General features: G+C 39.8%; 16 protein-coding genes. 6 read left to right on the top strand and 10 right to left on the bottom strand.

From position 1 onward, the window contains the following. Positions 1-7 precede the first annotated feature (7 nt). Positions 8-418 carry a type II toxin-antitoxin system VapC family toxin gene (locus HWQ39_RS23005; protein ID WP_292849986.1) on the top strand — a complete coding sequence of 137 codons (411 nt, stop codon included), beginning with the start codon at positions 8-10 and terminating at the stop codon, positions 416-418. Between the two features lie 92 nt (positions 419-510). Here HWQ39_RS23005 and HWQ39_RS23000 read toward each other — a convergent pair whose 3' ends face one another. Next, positions 511-852 carry a hypothetical protein gene (locus HWQ39_RS23000; RefSeq protein WP_292849984.1) on the bottom strand — a complete coding sequence of 114 codons (342 nt, stop codon included), beginning with the start codon at positions 850-852 and terminating at the stop codon, positions 511-513. Between the two features lie 64 nt (positions 853-916). Beyond that, a complete protein-coding gene (locus HWQ39_RS22995; RefSeq protein ID WP_292849982.1) occupies positions 917-1,108 on the bottom strand; it encodes a hypothetical protein in 192 nt (63 codons plus the stop codon). A 157-nt stretch (positions 1,109-1,265) separates the two neighbouring features. On the opposite strand from HWQ39_RS22995, the gene HWQ39_RS22990 reads away from it, so the two are divergent. Next, positions 1,266-1,388, top strand: a complete 123-nt coding sequence (locus HWQ39_RS22990) for a hypothetical protein (protein WP_292850814.1) — start codon at positions 1,266-1,268, stop codon at positions 1,386-1,388. Positions 1,389-1,884: 496 nt separating this feature from the next. Continuing rightward, positions 1,885-2,289, top strand: a complete 405-nt coding sequence (locus HWQ39_RS22985; protein WP_292849980.1) for a hypothetical protein — start codon at positions 1,885-1,887, stop codon at positions 2,287-2,289. Between the two features lie 190 nt (positions 2,290-2,479). On the opposite strand, the gene HWQ39_RS22980 is transcribed toward HWQ39_RS22985, so the two are convergent. Together HWQ39_RS22980 and HWQ39_RS22975 are read right to left on the bottom strand one after the other, a co-directional pair. After that, positions 2,480-2,677 carry a hypothetical protein gene (locus tag HWQ39_RS22980; RefSeq protein ID WP_292849978.1) on the bottom strand — a complete coding sequence of 66 codons (198 nt, stop codon included), beginning with the start codon at positions 2,675-2,677 and terminating at the stop codon, positions 2,480-2,482. A gap of 367 nt (positions 2,678-3,044) precedes the next feature. Next, positions 3,045-3,650 carry a DUF3318 domain-containing protein gene (locus HWQ39_RS22975; protein ID WP_292849976.1) on the bottom strand — a complete coding sequence of 202 codons (606 nt, stop codon included), beginning with the start codon at positions 3,648-3,650 and terminating at the stop codon, positions 3,045-3,047. Positions 3,651-3,882: 232 nt separating this feature from the next. Between HWQ39_RS22975 and HWQ39_RS22970 the strand changes: the two genes are divergently transcribed. After that, on the top strand, positions 3,883-4,143 hold the full coding sequence (locus HWQ39_RS22970; protein WP_292850760.1) for a hypothetical protein: 261 nt from the start codon (positions 3,883-3,885) through the stop codon (positions 4,141-4,143). An 82-nt stretch (positions 4,144-4,225) separates the two neighbouring features. On the opposite strand, the gene HWQ39_RS22965 is transcribed toward HWQ39_RS22970, so the two are convergent. The 5 genes from HWQ39_RS22965 to HWQ39_RS22945 form a co-directional block, all read right to left on the bottom strand. After that, complete coding sequence (locus tag HWQ39_RS22965; protein ID WP_292849974.1) at positions 4,226-5,881, bottom strand: iron uptake porin; 1,656 nt, start codon at positions 5,879-5,881, stop codon at positions 4,226-4,228. Between the two features lie 127 nt (positions 5,882-6,008). Further along, positions 6,009-6,638 (bottom strand): Crp/Fnr family transcriptional regulator, encoded by a 630-nt coding sequence (locus HWQ39_RS22960; protein WP_292849972.1) that lies wholly within the window; start codon positions 6,636-6,638, stop codon positions 6,009-6,011. Between the two features lie 371 nt (positions 6,639-7,009). Continuing rightward, a complete protein-coding gene (gene phoU, locus HWQ39_RS22955; RefSeq protein WP_292849970.1) occupies positions 7,010-7,678 on the bottom strand; it encodes a phosphate signaling complex protein PhoU in 669 nt (222 codons plus the stop codon). 28 nt (positions 7,679-7,706) lie between these two features. Next, a complete protein-coding gene (locus HWQ39_RS22950; protein WP_292849968.1) occupies positions 7,707-9,032 on the bottom strand; it encodes an ATP-binding protein in 1,326 nt (441 codons plus the stop codon). Between the two features lie 53 nt (positions 9,033-9,085). Next, on the bottom strand, positions 9,086-9,838 hold the full coding sequence (locus tag HWQ39_RS22945; RefSeq protein ID WP_292849966.1) for a response regulator transcription factor: 753 nt from the start codon (positions 9,836-9,838) through the stop codon (positions 9,086-9,088). Between the two features lie 445 nt (positions 9,839-10,283). Here HWQ39_RS22945 and HWQ39_RS22940 point away from each other — a divergent pair, with 445 nt between their 5' ends. Together HWQ39_RS22940 and HWQ39_RS22935 are read left to right on the top strand one after the other, a co-directional pair. Continuing rightward, positions 10,284-11,267: a hypothetical protein gene (locus HWQ39_RS22940; protein ID WP_292849964.1), complete on the top strand. Its 984-nt coding sequence runs from the start codon at positions 10,284-10,286 to the stop codon at positions 11,265-11,267. A 53-nt stretch (positions 11,268-11,320) separates the two neighbouring features. Beyond that, positions 11,321-12,400, top strand: coding sequence for a hypothetical protein (locus tag HWQ39_RS22935; RefSeq protein WP_292849962.1), 1,080 nt, complete (start codon positions 11,321-11,323; stop codon positions 12,398-12,400). Positions 12,401-13,103: 703 nt separating this feature from the next. Here HWQ39_RS22935 and HWQ39_RS22930 read toward each other — a convergent pair. After that, positions 13,104-13,586, bottom strand: coding sequence for a hypothetical protein (locus tag HWQ39_RS22930; protein ID WP_292849960.1), 483 nt, complete (start codon positions 13,584-13,586; stop codon positions 13,104-13,106). Between the last annotated feature and the right edge of the window lie 355 nt (positions 13,587-13,941).

Raw genomic sequence — 13,941 nt, 5'->3', positions numbered from 1 at the left:
TAAATAAATGGGCTATCTTCTCGACACGAATATATTAACGGCTATTTTGAAGAAGAATCAAAAGGTAAATAGTAAGCTGGAGGAGTTGCGTTTTCTGGGAGAAGATGTATTTATAAGTTGTATAACCTATTTTGAATCAAAAAGAGGATTGCTTTATGCAAATGCAACCAGACAGATATCTGATTTAAATAAATTCTGTGGAATTTATAGAATTTTATTTTTAGATGATTTAGAAATTATAGAAAAATCCTGCGAAATTCATGCAGAATTAAAAAGAAAGGGTAGGAAAATACAAGAGGCTGATGTATTGATAGCGGCTACAGCGATCACACGTGGTTTAATTTTGGTTTCTAATGACTCTGACTTGCTGCGAGTTGAAGGACTAAGCTTGGAGAATTGGCTATCAACAGATTCTTAAAAATAAGAGCTTCGTCTTTAATTGTATTTACATTTGTCCTTATGACACTCGTGTTTATAAACCGGATTTTTCTGAAAACTCGGTTTATAGTCCTAAATTCCTACTAACTTGTCTAAAATAGCCCTAGCGCGAGAATCGTTTACTCCTCCTGCTGTCCGATAAAAAACCTCCCATTCATCAGAAGTAATTTGTAAATACGATTTGTATTTATCTGCTGATGCTCTCAGCTTTTGTTTGTAATCTGGATAGGAATAAATTTTAAGGTAGCGCCCACGATTACCTGTGCGACGAACCTTTATTTTCCACTCACGATTATAGCTGTCACATAAAACTGCTTCTCCCAAATAATGTTTACCGTTATGGCGTGTGTTGTCGAATAATTTACTAGCATCTTGGGCAATTTCTTTACCAAGCAAATATAAATCTAATATCATTACGTTTTCCTCCAAAAGTATTTCAAAATAGGGATTTTAAATTTAATTCCCCTGATTGCTCAATTTAAAAACAATTTGAAAGCGAACTTAGTGATCCAAAAACTGACTTTCTCATCCCGTAAATAGCTAATCCAGCAACTACAGCAGTCCCGGCAAATCCTACTAAACCTATTCCGTAAGCAGTTCTTCCAATTGCTAAACCTGCGCCTACTGTTGCAAAGGTAGATGCTTCATTAATATTTTGAATGATATTCACGTTTTTGAACTCTAAATGACTTTTTATCAGCTTATTTAATTTTTTGAGGTAATGCTACCAAATAAATACGTAATTAAAATCAAAATTTATTATTGATAGCGCTTATTGTTGACAGATTCTACTGAGTCAATCTTGCAGAAGTTGCATTCTGATGGACATGGAATTAGGAATTTGGCAAGGTCGCTATCAGAATCTAGAATTATCCTGGTTGTGCTGGTGGGATAGTCAGGGTAAGTTGCAACAAACAGGATGGGAGCGATCGATGTCTACGACGGGCTAGGACTACGCAACGCTTGACTGCTAAACTAAGAGAATTAAATAATTCGTAATTCGTAATTACGTTTTATGACGGGGATTTAGACCCCGACACAAAACGTTCTGCCCGTAGAGGCAGGGGACTTAAACCCCCAAACTTTGTTAAGTATTAACCCCAACGAGTTAGTTTAATTATTTTGCCAACTATCTTGAGATAGATAGAGTAAACACTACGCGCTTTTTCACGGAAAATCCCTTGGTAGGAATGAAAAATCCCAACTGCATATTTTATTTATTTTGTCAATATGTAATCCCTACTATGTCTAAATCAGCAAGGCCTTCTGTAGAGTGAATCTATATTCATGCTTTCAGTGGATGTAGTTAGACTTTGCAAATGCAATGATATATGTGTACTCGAACAATAAAGAGTTGCTGTTATTCAGATGAAAAAATCAGATTTTATCAGATTCCAGTAACTTTGGTTTTTAGCCAATTGTTTGATGTTTTGAGAAGGTAATACAATGAATAAAATCCTAAAACGCACACTTCTACCCAGCCTTATGGCTGCAAGTTTAGCTGGTGTAACTTTAGTTCCCGCAAAACCCGCTGCTGCTGATGACCAAGTACTGAGAGATGCAGGTATTGGTGCTGTTACCAATGTTGTCACTGGAGCTGTTAGGGGAAATGGTGGTGTATTAGGCAATGCTGTTAAGGGTGGTGTGACTGGTGCAGCCGTAAATGGCGCAAATGGTCTGAGAAACACTCGCGGTCGCCGTCACCGGAACGCCGCTCAAGATATCGGAGTCGGTGCAGGGGCTAGCGCAGTAACAGGCGTAGTTACTGGCGATAGCAGAGATACCCTGGGCAATGCTGTTGATGGTGCCGCTGTCGGTGCAGCAATCCATCTATTAACCAATGGTAAATAATTCGTAAAGTCATCAGCGGAAATATTTTCCAACGGTTAACGAACTTATCCCTCCCTAGTTCCTCTCCCTCCTAAAAGGAGCAAGCCAACCTCTCTTCCTTAGTAAGGAAGGGAGGTTAGCAGGTTAGATTTATATTAAGATATATGTCAACTGTCAAAATCGTATGATGTTAGACTTAATACACCTAATACTAAGACCTAGCCTTCAACGCCTTTCTAAAGTTTCGACGATAGGATTGATTTGTAATAAACAAAGCTGGCCATAGCAAAGATAAACGAATCCGATTACTCAAGGCTGGATTAAAATTAGTCCGCTCAAACCCATTCCAGAATTTCAAAACGCCGACTCCGTAAACGACTATCAAGGCAAAAATAATAAAGTTACCCATTCCCATCAACTCCGTTAGTAACTGACAGAATTTAACTTAAGTTTTACCACACGAGGTAAGCACTTCATAACCAACACCGAGAAGGTATCAATAAACTCCTCAGTCTCTAACATCTAAGTTAAGTTAAATACACATTCTCTTATTCCAGTGTAGAGTAGCTTCACCCTTTGCAACTAGTTATCAGTGGTGGCAAGCTAGTCAAAGGACATAAAAAACATCATTTCATCGATAATTTTTTGTTTAACATTGTTAATTAAAAATGAAATTTATTTAGCTCAAAAATGTTGCCACAGATTGCTATTACAATCTGAGGTAAAACTTATTAATGTATCAAATAATCTCCTGATTCTTTAATTTTTGCCAATTTCTACTTATCGTAGCTTTCTGGTATACCCACTGATGATAAACCTGCGATCGCTCGTAAATTTTGGCAACGAATCAACTCGGTAAAATTGAAACTGGCACGCCCTTCAATTTTGGCTACCGCTTCAATTGCAGATAATAGGTGCTGTGCTGCTTCAGCTTCCGAATAACCGCGTCTCTGTGCTATTTTAATTGCAGCAGCATCGGCATTTAACTCTGACTCTTGAGATTTATTAGTACGCCAGATCCGAAAAGCTGCGATCGCACTTAATCCCCCAGCTACAGCTACACCCACTACGTCTGACTGTGCTGCTTCCAAGAATCCGCCTAACAACCCGGCTAATACCACACCTTGATAAATATCGGGTTTAAACCACTTTACCCCCGTTAACCAGCTAACTATTTGCAATAGCAGCAAGTCTCGTTGCGCCTTTGTCAAGCGACGCCACAAATCGAAATTAATATATATCGGTCGCGCCTGATTCCAGGGTTGGGGAAAAGAGGCGTCAATCACTTTTGCCTGTTCTGGCTTACTAACAAGTTTTGTCGTCATCCGACCAGAAGCAGGCATCACATCTAACAAACGGCGAATTTCAACATTTGGCTCCATAAGTTTAATTATTAGCCATAATGTGCATAGTAACTAGTTATGTAAAAAATAAACTTTTCGTGTTAACCTTTGACTTGTGAGATGCGATCGCGGTCTTGAATAGATTCAAATCAAGCCATAAAAATATTGATTAAGCAGTTTGATCGTGTGGCGGAATTTTATAGTATTGGTTTGCCGCCCAATTCAAAACCTCAAAGTTTTGGATCGCAATTTAGACTACACTTGTAACTACATGGATGCTTTTGCTCCCCTCCCGCCTGAATGGACAAATCAGGCAGTACACGCATACAATTTTTGCTGTCCTAACTGCCGCTCAAGTAGCTTAGAAGCTGAAAAAGTTTGGCTAAATCGGCGATCGCCTGTACTTACAGAAGACCGTCGTCGCAAATGGCAAGAGTTCTACTACTGTCACTGTGGTTCTGTATGGTGGGCTTGGAGTAGCGATCGCCCCCCAAAAGATATACCCAATCAGCCAGATTATAATCCGATATAGCTAATTTTCTTCCTAAACAAAACCCCACCTTTCCGTGGGGTTTTGTTTATTTAATTTTCAGTTTTATACTTCATCCCCAATTTTAGAAGGTGAAGGTAGTACGTAGAGTACCTACATATTCAGTGTCGTTAGCGTTGTTGTTCTCTGGATTGAAGATTACTAATAACCCAGGGGTAACGGCAATATGATCGCTGACCTGGAACCGATAAAGGGCTTCTGCATGATAAGTAGTGCCAGCTTCCTTAACAACACCACCGCCGCCGCCGGTGACTTTGGGTGGTTGACCGAAGATCAGACCCAAGAGATTACCTTCTCTACCGAAGTCTTTTACACCAAGAGTAGCAGCCCAGTAAAAAATATCTGCATCTCTTCCAGAACCGTCTAAAGCATCGGCAACAGTGTAACCAGCCCAACCACCAAGAGTAAACTTAGAACTTGGTTGGAAGTTAAGTTCTACACCGTAGTTATTGGAATCAGTGCGAGTACCAGCGCCAAAAGGAATATTGGCAAAGGCACTACCTGTACCTTTGAATAGTCCACCACCGGCAGTGGGAGCAGTTTGATAAGTGCGGGCGTAGCTGAAACCGATATTGAACGCTTTGCTGGGTTTGAAAGATAACTGACCGAAAATGGTATTGTCACCATCAAACAGCCCATTATTATCTGTAGGGTTAGCGGCACTACTAGTAAGACCGTTACCAGCTAGATAAGCGCCTGTCAAGCTTATAGGGCCATTAGGATTAAAGCTAACTGTCAAACCAGCACCACTAGCACCTTGGCGATAAATCGGGCTGAAACGTCCGTAGCGAGAAATCGCACCTCTACCAGAACTAGAAAAGTCGGGGTTGAAGTTATAAGCATTCTCCCATAACTCACCACCGCTGGCGTCAACCTTGACACGTATTGCGTCACTAAAATTGAAAGCATAGTTTATTTTATCTATGCTCACACTGTTGTCCGCAGTGGCTACATCATAGCCCAAGCGGGTCTGGTTAGTACCAGTACCAGTTGCACCAGCGTTACCGATCGCACCAGCATTGGAGATAATATTCCCAGCAGTTAACCGAATTTGTAACTGGTCTTTACCAGTGAAACTGCTATACAAGTTCAAACGAACTCGATCCCCAAAAGTTGTGTTGGAATTCAAGTCGGTTCGGGGGGATACAGAACCAGAAGGAAGCGCTCTAGTATCACCAAAAGCCTGTGAAATGTCGAAAATTGCTTCCCCAACCAACTTGGTGGTAGTAGAGAACTGATTAGCTTCCAATTCAGAAGTACGGGCTTCTAAACCATCCACACGACCGCGCAGAGTTGCTAGTTCAGCAGAATATTCTTCTTGTAAGCGCTGTAAAGTAGCTAAATCTTGTTTGCTGACCAAATCGGCTGTAGCTGTTGCAATTAATTCGTTAACCCGATCTAAACAGGCATTCAAACCTGCGGCAAACTCGTAACGGGTCAAAGCACGGTTCCCACGATAAGTACTGTTGGGATAACCTGCAATACAGCCGTAGCGCTCAACCAAGGATTGTAAAGCTTGGAATGCCCAATCTGTGGGCTGCACGTCCGAAAATTGCGAAACTGATGTTACTTGATCTATATTATTAGACTCTTGAGCTTCAGATAACTGGGAAACATTTGTTTCGTTAACTTCAGCAGCTAAAGCACTATTCGCAGCAAAAAATGCAGCAGCTAGAACAACTGGACTAACCTTAAAAAGATTCCAGAATCGTTTTGTCATGTTATCTACTCTCACTCACACCTACTAATCCAATGACGGTAAAATGCTTAAAGCACTTTACTTTCAGGAATTTTACACACAATCACAGCGACTATTATACCTCTATCCTGTGAGAAATACAAGTCATTTAATATAGTGCTGAACTATAATTTTTAATTAATTTATTTGGTAAGCGCAAAATAATGCGGCGTTTGTGACGTAAGACTGTTCCTTCTTCCTCCAACTGTTGTAGGAGTCGGGTAACTGTTACTCGTGTAGTATTTAACACTTCAGCAATATCTTGATGGGTAACATTTAAATCAATTAATTTGCCCTTATCTATATCACGTCCAAATTTTTCACTTAACCATACCAAAAACTGCCATAAACGCAGCGAAATTGGTTTGCGATGCACAATACTTAGTAGATCCTCTGCCTGTTGAATATGAGACAACAAAGCATTAATATCTTGATGCCACAAATGAGGTGGCACAATGCTTACTTCTACGCCAGTGAGGCATTCAATTTGGTAAGGCTTGACCCTAGACAAAGGATAGCCAATCAGATCCCCTAGCCCCCAATAACCAAGAGTGATGAATGTTCCATCTTCACTCCAGGTTAAGGTACGAACTGCACCATGCTCAATACGCCAAAGTACATCATTTTGAGGTGGAATTACTTCCCGACGTGCAAATATCTGCTGGGGTAATTGTCCGCTGAATGCAGAACTATTTGATACGGCAGAAGAGTTTGAAGTAGGACTTGTGGAATACATCATTAACCGTAACTACACAATTATCAGGGAATCTTGCTATTTTTAATGATTAAGAAACTCTAATAATTTGCATCAAAATCTACCTGTATATATGAAAGTTTATTCTTCTCCATTAGAGCTAGAAAGTAAGTCCCAATATTCTGATACCAACAGCTTCTTATTTGGTGTATCTATCAGTGAGATAGATCGGGAGTTTTTAGTTATTTACTTGTTACTTTAATTGTGCAAGTTTAAGAAAAGGTAAGCTTTTAGTAAAATATTTAGTTAAATTATTTTTTTTACAGCTATTTTCAGGTAAATAGACCACGCCGTAAGGGCACTGGATTCAGAACCCCAACTTCTTGAAGAAGTCGCGGATCTGGCCGACACGTCAATTAAGAACGTTGGCCAGTAACAATATATGCCACCCTTTGACCAATATTAGTGGCATGATCTGCCATACGTTCCAGACAACGAATTGCCAGTGCTAGTAGTATAATTGGCTCGACAACACCAGGCACATCTCGTTGTTGGGCTAAAGTCTGATAAACGCGATCGTAGGCATCATCTACAGTATCATCTAGGTGCTTTAAACGGCGTCCACCGGCTTCATCGAAATCTCCCAAGGCCTTTAAACTAGTTGCTAGCATCGCCTGAGCGTGAAGGGACATAGCTTCAATTTCTGGCATTGACGTATGAGGCGCATAAGGAAAAATTTTAATCGCAATCTCAGCTAAATCCTCAGCATAATCACCAATGCGCTCTAAGTCTCGCACCAACTGCATAAAGGCACTTAAACAGCGCAAATCTGGAGCCGTAGGCGCTTGCAGCGTCATAATCGCCGTACAGTCTGACTCGATTTGACGATAAAAGCGATCGATTTTTTTATCTAATCGGGGAAGTTCTTCAGCTGCTGTTAAGTTACGAGCAAATAACGCTTGGTGGCTGAGGCGAAACGATTGTTCTACCAAAGCACCCATGCGTAATACATCCCGTTCTAAGCGCCTAATGGCGCGTGCTAGTTGTGGTCTTTGAGGATTGGGAGTATAATCGACGGCTTTCACACCTGTTGTCTCAAAGGTGAAGATATTACTAACTATAGTCTTGGCTTAGGGAGTTTGCCATAACTTCAGGAAATTGGATCTGCATCCACGCACCACCGGTTTCTGGATGGTTCATCGCTTTGATTGAACCACCGTGGGCGATCAGAATTTGCTCAACGATCGCTAATCCTAATCCATTGCCAACGATCGCCCCAATAGAGTTACTATCTTGGGGGGAATGGGTTCGGGCTTTATCTCCTCGATAAAATCGCTCAAAAACGTGGGGTAAATCTGCCTCGGAAAACCCGACTCCAGAATCAATCAGATTTATTTCCAAGATTTGGGAAACAGCATCGCTCTCATTATTATCTGTTGAGCGGATTTTTGCTTGGACGTGAATGCTTGTATCAGAAGGACTGTACTTAATGCTGTTATCTAGCAAGTTGAGAAAAACTTGGTAAATCCTGGCTTTATCTGCCTTAATCCACAGATTTTCAGGGCCAGAATAAGAAAAAGACAGATGTTGACGCCCTGCCAAGGGTTCTAGAGTTTCCCAAACAGATGTAATGAGCGATCGCAATTCTACAGCTTTGGCTTGCAATTGGATATTTGGGTTTGCTTCCATTTGGGTAAGGTCTAACCAGCTTTGCACTAAGTTAATCAGTCGATCGACTTCCTGCATCAAACGGTTAACCCAACGATTTAAAGGTGGTTCTAAGCGGTTTTGTAAAGTTTCTACAACTAAGCGAATCGAAGTTAGCGGCGTTCTCAGTTCGTGTGCTAAATCAGAAAAAGAGCGATCGCGTATTTGATTTATATCTAATAGGGGTTGACGATTTTCTAAAAAGACTCCCACTTGTCCATTGGGTAAAGGCAAGCTAGAAGCCCGCAAAGCCAGAGGTTTGATTGTTGCCATCTCTGCTGCATCATCACAAGATGGATGAAATATCCATTCTCCCGTCTGTGGTTTTTGCAAATCACGAGTTTGCTCAATTAAATGGTCGAGTTCATAAGACCGTACTAACTCCAATAACAAGCGCACCTGTTCTGGTTGCCACCTTTGCAGATACAAAATTTCCTGCGCCTGTCGATTGCACCACAGCAGTTGATTTTCCTCATCCACTTGCAAATATCCCACTGGTGCAAAATCTAGCAGGTCTTGGTAAGTTTGCAACGACTGCTGTAAATCTTGCCGTTGCTGCTTCACCATCGCTATTTCTTGCCGCAACCCAGGAATTAACAGCAGTCCCATTTTGTGAGAATGGGAGGTTAACGGTCGGAGTAAGCGCCCCAGGTAGCGGTTAAGTTGAACCTGTTGCCAAATCCAAAACCCAATGCCTACCGCTAAACCCAGAAAAAATCCCAATAAAAGCATTTGAGTTGTTAGTTTTTTGGTGACTACTAAAAACTAACAACTATCCCAACTAATTATCCAAACCTATAGCCAAAACCTCTTACAGTCACAATATATTCGGGATGGCTAGGGTCTTGCTCTAATTTTTCGCGCAACCACCGAATATGAACGTCTACAGTTTTACTATCGCCGACGAAATCCGGCCCCCAAACCTGATCGAGCAATTGTTCGCGTGACCATACCCGACGGGCGTAACTCATAAACAGTTCCAGCAAGCGGAACTCTTTGGGAGAAAGACTCACTTCTTGACCGCGAACCAGCACGCGACATTCTTGGGGATTCAAGGAGACATCCTTAAATTTTAATACTGGTATTTGGGGTAAATTACTTAGGCGTTGGCGGCGGAGTAAAGCGCGACAACGAGCCACTAATTCACGCATACTAAAGGGTTTGGTCAGATAGTCATCAGCGCCCACCTCTAACCCCAAAACCCGGTCAGTTTCACTACCCTTAGCACTAAGGATTAAAATAGGTACTGGGTTGCCTTGATGACGCAGCAAACGGCAAATATCTAGCCCGTTGATTTGCGGTAGCATCAAATCAAGAATGACCAGATCGAAGGGGAGTTCCCCTGAATTGGTTTCAAAACTTTTGAGATACTCGATAGCAGACCGCCCATCGGGGGCAGTTATCACCCCATAACCTTCTTCTTCCAGAGCTACAGCTAGCATTTCCTGGATTAATTCTTCATCTTCTACTACTAAAATACGGCTGGTTTGTCCAATGTCCGTTCTAGCAGAATATTTGGTCGATTCAGTGGTGTACATTGATATCACAAAAGTCTAGGACTGTGCTTGTATCAATTAGGATTATTGAATCTATTATCTCGCCTTACTGTAACCGCGCTTCTGCTAAGGTTAATTTTTTTAGATTTTCTTTACAAAAAGTAACATACACCACAGTAGTCTCCTAATCGTCAATCATTATGGCTACAAGCTTCTAATAATTTGTCTTGACAAGAGGAGATTCGCTTAAGTATATTTATCATAGTACAAAAATACTATAAAACCTCAAAGGGAAAACTATACCTGAAAAACAAAAGGACACATCTATGGAAAATTCGTACCCACTTAAGTGTCGGATGTGGATCATTTCAGTATTTCCACTGCGTTAAAAATGTTGATTCAAAGGCTACTCTGATGTCTGCATAGGGTAGTCATTGGTATGGCTTGCTACCCAATAAATCATTTGCCTATTGAAGGGAGTTGAAAGATGACTACAGTTGGAGTCAAGGACAGCAAACAACAACTAATGCAAGCATTTCAACAAATTATTATCCAAAGAAAAAAGCTGGAATCTAAAATAGCAACCAAACAAGAGGAAGCAGAAAAGGCAAAAAGTCAAGAGATTCTGCAAGCGGCTTCTGCATATACAGTTGATAGTATTGTCAAAGGTTTAGCTGATTTACAATTGGAGTTTGGCAGTATTCTTAACGCATTATCTGAAAAATTAGCTCAAGAAAATTCTAAGTTAGATGAATTGAACCGAGCTATAGAAATTGAAACTCAACGCCTACAAGAACTGCAACAGATCAGAGTTGTTGCGGATACTCTAGACGTTTTAAGTCAAGAACACCAAGAAAAATTAAAAATCCTCGAACAAGATACTATTAGTAAAAGGGAAGCACTAGAGAAAGAAATTACAATTAGGCGCAAGGAATGGCAAAAAGATCAAGCAGAGTATGAAGAAAAACTCCAAGCATATAATGAGTTATTAGCCAAAGATCGCCAGCAAGAACAAGAAGAATCTCAGTATAAGTTAGAAACTACTCGTAAACTCAATAGAGACAGCTACGAAGCGATAAAGCGCCAACAACAAAGGGAAATACAAGAAAATTCTCAAAAGAAAGAGAAAGATTGGGCAGAACGAGAAAAAATATTTGCTGAACGCCAACCACTCTTTGCAGATTATGCACAAAAAGTAACTACATTTCCTAACGAATTGGAAGAAGCCGTTAAGAAAGCTAGAGAAGAAGCAATTAAAGAAACAAGCCAAAAATCTAAAATTGAGGCTGATTTATTTGAAAGAGAATGGGAATCTAACAAACAGAGCTATGAACAAAAAATTCAATCTCTGGAAGAAACTATTAAGAAACAGTCTGAGCAAATAGAAAGTATTTCTGCTCAATTGCAAACTGCATTAAAACAAGCACAAGACTTAGCTATGAGGGCTTTTGGTAATTCTAATCCTAAATAGTTGTGAGTCTATAGCATCTTAATCATCTTTAATTCCTGAAGAGGAGGTTTGTTGTGGTGGGGAAAAAACCGACTGATAAGAATACTAAAGTAGAAATTCTTCAGGCGTATGAGGAGTTAGCAAAAGAAAAAGCAGCACTGAAATCGGAACTCGATCAAGTTGGCAAAGAAAACCAGTCTGGAACTAAAGAACAGCCTAAATTAGAACAAAAAACAGCTATGAATCAGCTTTCTAGTGTCCAACAAAAGATGAATAATACAATTGAAAGCTTGGCGAAGATTCAATTAGGTTTTGGCAGTGCTGCTAATGAATTATCAGAACAGCTAACCACAAAATCCTCTAAGTTGGAAGAAATTAGGCGAACTTTAGAAGAAGAAAATCAACAATTAAGGCAGTTGCACAATTTAGAAATTTCTGATGATATCTTGGATACTCTCATCCAAGCCTATGAAGATAATACTAAAGCTTATGAGGAAGAATATACCCGACGTTCTGAAGTATTATTTCAAGAAATACTAGAGCAAAGGAATGCTTGGGGAAAAGAACAGGAGGAACAGCAACGGGCGATAAAAGAACGGAATGAAAACTTGAATAAAACTCGACAACGCGATGCTTCGGAGTATAAGTATAATTTAGAACTCCAGCGGCAACTGCAAAATGACGAATACGAACAAGAGCAGAAAAGGCTATATAAGCAACTGGAAGAATTACTACAAGAGACAGAAAAGCAATGGGCTGAACGGGAGAAAGCGATTTCTGAACGAGAGAAACAATTTGAAGAGTTAAAAGCTAAGGTAGAGGCTTTTCCGAAAGATAAAGAAGCAGCCATTAAAAAAGCTACCGAAGAGGGCAAAGGTATTGCTCACTACCAAGCTAAAATAAAATCAGATTTATATTCTAAAGAAGTGGAAGGGCAAAAGCGTTTCTATGAACAAAGACTGCAATCTTTAGAACAAACTATTACTAATCAAGAAACGCGAATTCAAAATCTTTCTAAACAACTTGAATACGCTCTCAAACAAGTTCAGGATTTAGCTGTTAAAGCTATTGAAGGTACTTCAAATGTTAATTCATATCAGGCAATCAAAGAAATAGCTTTAGAACAGGCAAAGACTCAAGCGAAAAATAAATAAGCTCATTGATTTTTGATGGTAATTTTAGAGACTTAATTGCACCTAAGTCTCTATAGCAATCCTGAGTTATTTGTAATCAAAAATATCCCCGACTTATTAAATAAGTCGGGCATTTGTTGGTTGGTATTGAATTTTGAGGAGCGTACCCCTTTGGGGATCTTGCTGGGCGCAGCGTCTCCAAGAGTTGCTACGTGATGCTTTTATTCGGTTTTCTTTGGTTTTTTGATGTCTGGGGGAGGTTGTATTTTCTTCTTCTTTGTTCCGCTAGCTTGTGTTTGATTCAATGCTTTATTGGAATTTTGTTCTTGACTAGACATAATATTAATGTTTTAAAATCTAATACAATATTATATACATTACGGGTATTCTTGATTACATCAATATATCACAGAAAATTTAAGTTTAACTAAAAAAAGTTATTAGATAATCTAAATCAACTAACTGTTGGGGTTTTCTTGCCGATCGCAGCTTACGTAGTTGGGCGATCGCACTGAAAATATACTGACTATTCATAAAACAGATATGCTAAATAAAATTCAGGAGCGGCTCTGGCTCTGCTCCTGAATTCTGACTTTTGAATTCTTCTTCAACTGGGATCATGGTTGATGATGTACACTTTTTTATTTTCCTGGAACTTGTATATCTTCCAAAACTAGATGCTCCCCAGAGTTTTTTCAAAAATCAAATAGGATTCTTGCATTTATCAAGTAGTTGCTAAAGCTGGTTCTGTCAAAAAATACTTGAGGTTTTCTTGCTGGGTGGCAAAATTTAAATATTTAGATACCATTTCTGGTGTTAGCAACTCAATCATTAATCTGTTTTCTACCCAGAACTCAATCACATCAAAGAACGAATCGCGGTTACAGCGCACTACACGCCAACCTTCACGAATACCGATTTGTTCAATTTCTTGCTGACTAATAGATACAGAGATAGCTGCATGAATATCTGTATACCTGGCAGTAATAGCAGTATGCACAAATACGCATTCTTCATCACCTTCACCAGGTTCGATTTGAGAACCTAAAGGATAAAGTTCAATGGCTGTACCGTATTCATCAAAAGGTATAACCATATAGCTTCCTGGGTTAGGAGGGAAGGAAACAGCTTGTGCTTTTAAGATTTCTGCCAGAACTTGGGCAACGTGGTTAGGGTTTTTAACAGCAATTGAAATATGGTGAATCATGGAATAACCTCAGTTCGATATTTTATAAATTACGAAACAATCGGGGAAAACTAGGGGAATCAGGGGATAGAAAAATTCTAAATCTAAGCGTATTGGGTTCTATACAACTTGAATGCTCATTAGACATCTCCAAAAAAGAATGTAGAGACGTAGCAATGCTACGTCTCTACAAGGGTTCTGGGTAACGCATCTTTAATTTCTGGAAATGTCTATTAGCTTATTGAGGTTGCCCGTAATTATGGCTGGGAGCATATCAACTTTGTTAGAACAAAAGAACTAAACAGGCTCTAAAGCTAGGCGTTACAGCAATTTTCAGGTAATTGAACCACAAACTACGGTAATGTAAAGAGATAGT

The organism is Nostoc sp. NMS8 (assembly GCF_017115045.1).
Lineage (GTDB): Bacteria > Cyanobacteriota > Cyanobacteriia > Cyanobacteriales > Nostocaceae > Nostoc.
Note: the sequence above shows the minus strand (reverse complement) of the source record. Positions and strands in the feature narration are given on the sequence as shown.